We start from the raw sequence: 5,356 nt of genomic DNA, 5'->3' as shown, positions 1-5,356 counted from the left end.
CTCTTACGGCGCCCCTGTATAAGGGTAAGGCGTGGATGCGTCCTCGGGTGATTCAGGATGAGGTTATATTCAATATTATTGGAAACACGAAAATCCGGATGACGAAAGGAACATGTGCTGCGTACCATTCAAAGATAGTGGATGTTGTGCTTAGGAGGTTCGAAAATATGGTTATTTCAATAAGTGCCACTCCTAATTTCACGATAGGCGATCGGGCTGGCGGGCGTGATATCGCCTAATAAGCTACAAAAGCGTCCGCAACAGAACCGTGTCCGGAGCGGCGCTTTTCGTCGAAATTTGGTGGTTTGCTGTCGTTCAAATTAAGCGAATTCGTCCCGCTTTTGCCGAGGGCGTAACCGACCAACTTTCCTCGCAGCGGCATGCCACAGCCGAGTTTCGAAGAGCCGCAATGACCTTGCCGCGTCCGCGTCACCGGCTTTTACTGCGCATCTTAGCCAACGGCGATACCCGATCATGTCATTTCGATTGAAGCAGCTCATCGCTGCATTAACAGCCGCGCGAGCATCGCCTTTCCGCCAAGCGCGATAGTAAAGGCCTGCCGGGCTAAATGCATCGGCTGGTTTGCCAAACGATGCCGCGCTGTTGTCATCGGAAAACCAGTCAGCCAGTTCAATCATTGCTCCGGTATGACCGCGAAGCGCCAAGTGCCACATGATGGGCATCCACTTACCAATGCCTCGTTCATAGCGAACTGTCAGCCCCTTCAAATAGAGGTGATCCTCGGGCGTTTCATTGCTGATGTGATCCATAACCGGATAATCACGCAGCACGTCAATGTCCGCAAGGGGCGTAACCGGACGATCTCAGTCGGGGCGTCGACCGGCGGGAATGTCCCAAAATCCGCGTTCATGGCTGCGGTCTGCGTCGGTAAGTTCGTCGATCAACCGCAGCCATCTATCGGTGCCGCAATTGGGCGTCAGCGCATGACGAAGGGGTCGTCGACGGGGGCGTCGGAGAGATTGATCCAGACGGTCTTGGTTTCGGTGTATTCCTCGATCGCCTCGAAACCGCATTCCCGGCCATAGCCCGACATGCCAAAGCCGCCGATCGGGGCCATCGGCGAAATCGCCCGATAGGTGTTGACCCAAAGGATGCCTGCGCGAATGTCGCGGACAAGGCGGTGGGCGCGGCCGATGTCGCGGGTCCAGATTCCTCCGGCAAGGCCGTATTCGGTCGCGTTGGCCATTTCCAACGCTTCGCCTTCGCTGGAAAAGCGCATGATCGCGGCCACCGGGCCGAACACTTCATTGCGCACCACATCGACGTCGGCATGGGGGACGGACAGCAGGGTGGGCTCGTGATACCAACCGGGCAGGCCTTCGGGGCGGCGCCCGCCGGCCAGAACCTGCGCGCCTTCGGCCTGTGCGCGGCCGACCATGGTTTCGACGACGCCGAGTTGTTGTTCGGTGGCCATGGGTCCCATGTCCGAAGCGGGATCAAGCGGGTCGCCGATGCGGATCGTTGCCATCCGGGCGCGGAGGCGATCCACGAATTCGTCGTAGACTTTGTCATGGACCAGCAGGCGGGACCCGGCGACGCAGCTTTGTCCGCTCGCGGCAAAGATACCCGCGACCGCACCGTTCGTCGCGCTTTCGAGATTGGCGTCGTCGAACACGATGTTGGCCGATTTGCCCCCCAGTTCCATGCTGAGCGTGGCGAGATTGTCGGCAGAGGCGCGGATCACATGGCGGGCTGCGACCGGTCCCCCGGTAAAGGCGACGCGGCGGACCAGCGGGTGACGCGACAGCGCCGCGCCCGCACGCGGGCCAAGCCCGGTCACGACGTTGACGACGCCGTCGGGAATGCCCGCCTCTGCCACCAGTTCGGCAAAGCGCAGGATGTTGGTGCTGGCATGTTCGGACGGCTTGATGACAATGGTATTGCCCGCAGCGAGGGCGGGGGCCAGCTTGATGATGGTGAGGTAAAGCGGATTGTTCCACGGAACGATGGCCGCGACCACGCCAAGCGGTTCGCGCAGGGTGTAGGCAAACATGGCGGTCTTGTCGATCGGCAGCGTCGCGCCTTCGAGCTTGTCCGCCGCACCGGCCGCATAATAGAGGAACTGCGGGATATAGGCCGTGGCCCCTCGCGTTTCGCGGATCAGCTTGCCGTTGTCCTGCGTTTCGAGAGCGGCAATCTCGTCCACGTGCTGTGCCACCAGATCGCCCAGGCGCCGCAGCAAGGCGCCGCGCGCACTCGCGGTCAGCCCCCGCCATGCCGGATTGCGGAAAGCGCGATGCGCTGCTTCTACCGCCCGGTTCACATCGTCCTCGGCGGCATCGGGAAGGATGGCCCAGGGGCGCGCGGTTGCGGGATTGAACGTTTCGAACACGGCCCCGTCGGCCGCATCGCACCAGGTTCCGTCGATCAGCATCCCGAAGCGTTTCATCATCGCGAAATCTCTCTGAAGTCCGGGTTTCCGGCCAATGTGTCCATTTTTGCGCGCAGCGGATCGAGGAATGCCACAAGCGGCGCGGCGGCAATGTCGGGCATTTCGACCCACATCATATGGCGCGCGCCCGGAACCACCACGGCCTTGGCGCCCGGAATGCGGCTTGCCAGGGCCCGGGTCATGTCCGGGGTCGAGCCGACATCGTATTCGCCGGTGATGACCAGTGTGGGCACCGCGATCGTCCGCAGCAATTCCGCGCCGTAATTGTCCTGCGTGGCGAACAGGCGATAGGTGATGACGTAGCCCTGTTCGTCATTGCTGTTGAGCCGCTGACGAACCTGATCGACCACGTCCTCGTGCCCGCTGCGCCATGCCGGGGTGAACCAGCGGTCGAGCGCGGCCTCGGACGTGGCGGCAACGCCCCCCTCGATCACTTGCCCGACGCGGGCGACGATATTGGCGCGCACCTCCTCCGTCCGATCGAACACGCCGTTCATCAGCACCAGGGCGTCGAGCCGTTCGGGATGGCGCAGGGCAAAGCATCGCGCCACCAGCGCGCCCATCGAAAAACCGGCAAGCACGGCTCTGTCGATGTTCGCTGCATCGAGCACTTCGACCACGCGCGCAGCATAATAGTCGAGCTGGGCATCGGCGGGCGGAGAGGCCGATCCGCCGTGACCGGGCATGTCGATCAGGATGATGCGCCAGTCGGTCCCCAGATGCGGCAACAGGTCGGCCCACATCGTGTGGTCGAGCCCGACGCCATGAAGCAGGACAAGAACCGGCCCTTCACCACCCATGTCGACATAGGCGACCCCGGTGGTGGTCAGGCACGGCGATGGCCGGGATTGATTCAAGCGCCGCCTCCTGCGGCCTGTGCGCGTTCGGCTGCGATCGCTTCGAGATCGAGGTAGCGATTGCCGATGCGCGGATGAACGCGCCCGCCGTCCGCCGCGCCCAGCACGATCACGATCTCGTCGGCAAGCGGGGCATCGGAAATCGCGAATTCGGCCGTGATATAGTGCGAACGCATGCCTTCATCGTCCTTGTGCATCATCGGCACCTGGATCGACGTGCCAAGGCCGCCGCGCTTGTTGGTGAAGCTGAGATAGGACTTCGCCTGGACGGCCTCGCGATAGTGGTTGCCAAAGCGCAGGGTGTGAATGAGCGCGGAGGCATGTTCGATTTCGCCGTTCGCTCCGACGACGGCGGCCTTGCCATAGGCTTCGATGCGGTCGGCCCCGCCGATCAGCGCGGCGATGCGCGCGACCATCTCGGCGCCCAGATCCGAGGCAATGGCGCGGATTTCGGGTTGCAGATCCTCGACAAATCCCCGGCCCGCCCAGGGGTTGGCGAGAACGGCGGCAACAGCGCAGGTGATGATGGGGCGCTCGGCCGATTTGCCGCCTTCGTGGTGCACTTCCTCGAAGTAGTGAACGAATTTGCGAACATTTATCGACATTGGGCTTGCTCCTGCGTGGATACCGTCTTATGGTATACCATATGTTTGCAGATATGCAACCGTGCGTCAATTCGTTATGGTCAGGTGCTTCCCGGTTTCGATTTTTGACAAGGCTTACCGATGTCCAACCCCGACTCCCTTGCTCTCGAACGCATCGAGCAGCGCCCGCAAACTCTCCGCTTGATTGCGCTCGAGCGTTTGCGCGACGCCATCCTCGAAGGGCGGATCGTGCCCGGCGAACGTCTGGTGGAACGCACCTTGTCGGATCGTCTGGGGGTGAGCCGGTCGGTCATTCGCGAAGTGATCCGCAACCTTGAATCCGAAGGGCTGGTGGAAACCACTGGTTCCGGGCCGCGCCTCGCGACGATCAATCGGGACGAGACCAGCCAGGTCTATGCCATTCGGCTCCAGCTGGAATCGGCTGCGGCTGCGGCCTGCGCGCGCAAGGCGACGCCCGAGGTGTTGCGGGCCCTGACGGCCGAGCTTGATGCGATTGCGCAGGCTCATGCTGAGCACAAGCCGATCAACGCCCTGCGTGCGACCAACAGTTTTTATGAAACGATGTTCCTGGGCGGCGGTCACACGGTCGCATGGGAAATCGTGCAGCGACTGCACGGCCGGATTTCCCGGCTGCGCGCGATGACCTTGTCGAGCGAGCAGCGCAAGGCCGACGGCCTGTCGCAGATGCGCGAGATCGTCAGCGCGATCAAGGCGGGTGATGCCGCCCGTGCCGAAGCTGCATGTCGTCAGCATGTCGAAGGTGCAGCCCGTCAGGCGGATATCCTGCTGACTTCGCGCGATAGCGAGGTGGAAAGCGTTTAAGCCGAGCGGCTCTTGGCAAACGGGGTCGTCCGGGCCCCGTCATTCATCAGTAATCGTGTCCCTGTGTCCGCCGACGAGAAGGCGGATGCGTCATTTGAAATATTCTCCATAAGAAAATAATTTTCTTCATAGGTTGACTCATGTTTCCTGTGAGGATAATTACCCGGCAACCAACCGGGAGTTTTCAAGTCATGTGTGGCATCGTCGGGTTGTTCCTGAAAGATCCAGAACTCGAACCGCAGTTGGGTTCGATGCTGGCAGACATGCTGGTGGTGATGACGGGCAGAGGCCCGGATAGTGCGGGTTTTGCGGTGTATGGGGCTGGGGATGCGGGGCATCTCAAGCTTACGGTTCGGGGTGGTGATCTCGACTCCGTGGTCTCGGGGCTTGCCGGACTTGCGGTTGCGACGCGTCGCGATACGCATCTGGTGTTGTCTTTCCCTGTTTCCTCCGAAGAACTGGTGCGCGGCTGGCTTGCGCTCAATCGGCCCGATCTTGTCGTGACCGGTTCGGGCAGCCGGATCGAGCTTTACAAGGAAGTCGGGCTGCCGCTCGACGTTGCCAATCGCTTTGGCCTTCCCGCGATGATCGGCACGCACGGCATCGGCCATACCCGCATGGCGACCGAGAGCGCGGTGACGACCGATGGCGCGCATCCG

5 protein-coding genes and 1 pseudogene are annotated in these 5,356 nt (G+C 61.7%); 2 read left to right on the top strand and 4 right to left on the bottom strand.

Annotated features, from left to right (window positions below; all coding sequences use genetic code 11):
- Window positions 1-320 precede the first annotated feature (320 nt).
- The 4 genes from Y88_RS19275 to Y88_RS18120 form a co-directional block, all read right to left on the bottom strand.
- The gene (locus tag Y88_RS19275; protein WP_157132695.1) at window positions 321-791 is read right to left on the bottom strand and encodes a hypothetical protein; all 471 of its coding nucleotides are present in this window, start codon (window positions 789-791) and stop codon (window positions 321-323) included.
- A 146-nt stretch (window positions 792-937) separates the two neighbouring features.
- The gene (locus tag Y88_RS18130; RefSeq protein ID WP_008071905.1) at window positions 938-2,413 is read right to left on the bottom strand and encodes an aldehyde dehydrogenase; all 1,476 of its coding nucleotides are present in this window, start codon (window positions 2,411-2,413) and stop codon (window positions 938-940) included.
- Entirely contained in the window at window positions 2,410-3,270 is an 861-nt protein-coding gene (locus Y88_RS18125; protein ID WP_008071903.1) for an alpha/beta fold hydrolase, read from the bottom strand. The genes Y88_RS18130 and Y88_RS18125 overlap by 4 nt, the downstream gene beginning before the upstream one ends.
- Complete coding sequence (locus tag Y88_RS18120; RefSeq protein ID WP_008071901.1) at window positions 3,267-3,875, bottom strand: amino acid synthesis family protein; 609 nt, start codon at window positions 3,873-3,875, stop codon at window positions 3,267-3,269. The genes Y88_RS18125 and Y88_RS18120 overlap by 4 nt, the downstream gene beginning before the upstream one ends.
- A gap of 120 nt (window positions 3,876-3,995) precedes the next feature.
- On the opposite strand from Y88_RS18120, the gene Y88_RS18115 reads away from it, so the two are divergent.
- Together Y88_RS18115 and Y88_RS19435 are read left to right on the top strand one after the other, a co-directional pair.
- Window positions 3,996-4,697: a GntR family transcriptional regulator gene (locus tag Y88_RS18115; protein ID WP_008071899.1), complete on the top strand. Its 702-nt coding sequence runs from the start codon at window positions 3,996-3,998 to the stop codon at window positions 4,695-4,697.
- A gap of 191 nt (window positions 4,698-4,888) precedes the next feature.
- Window positions 4,889-5,356: pseudogene (locus tag Y88_RS19435) on the top strand (glutamine amidotransferase); the annotation flags it as partial.

It is taken from the genome of Novosphingobium nitrogenifigens DSM 19370 (assembly GCF_000192575.1).
Classification (GTDB): domain Bacteria; phylum Pseudomonadota; class Alphaproteobacteria; order Sphingomonadales; family Sphingomonadaceae; genus Novosphingobium; species Novosphingobium nitrogenifigens.
The sequence above is the reverse complement of the archived record's forward strand: the minus strand, read 5'-3'. Positions and strand labels throughout refer to the sequence as shown.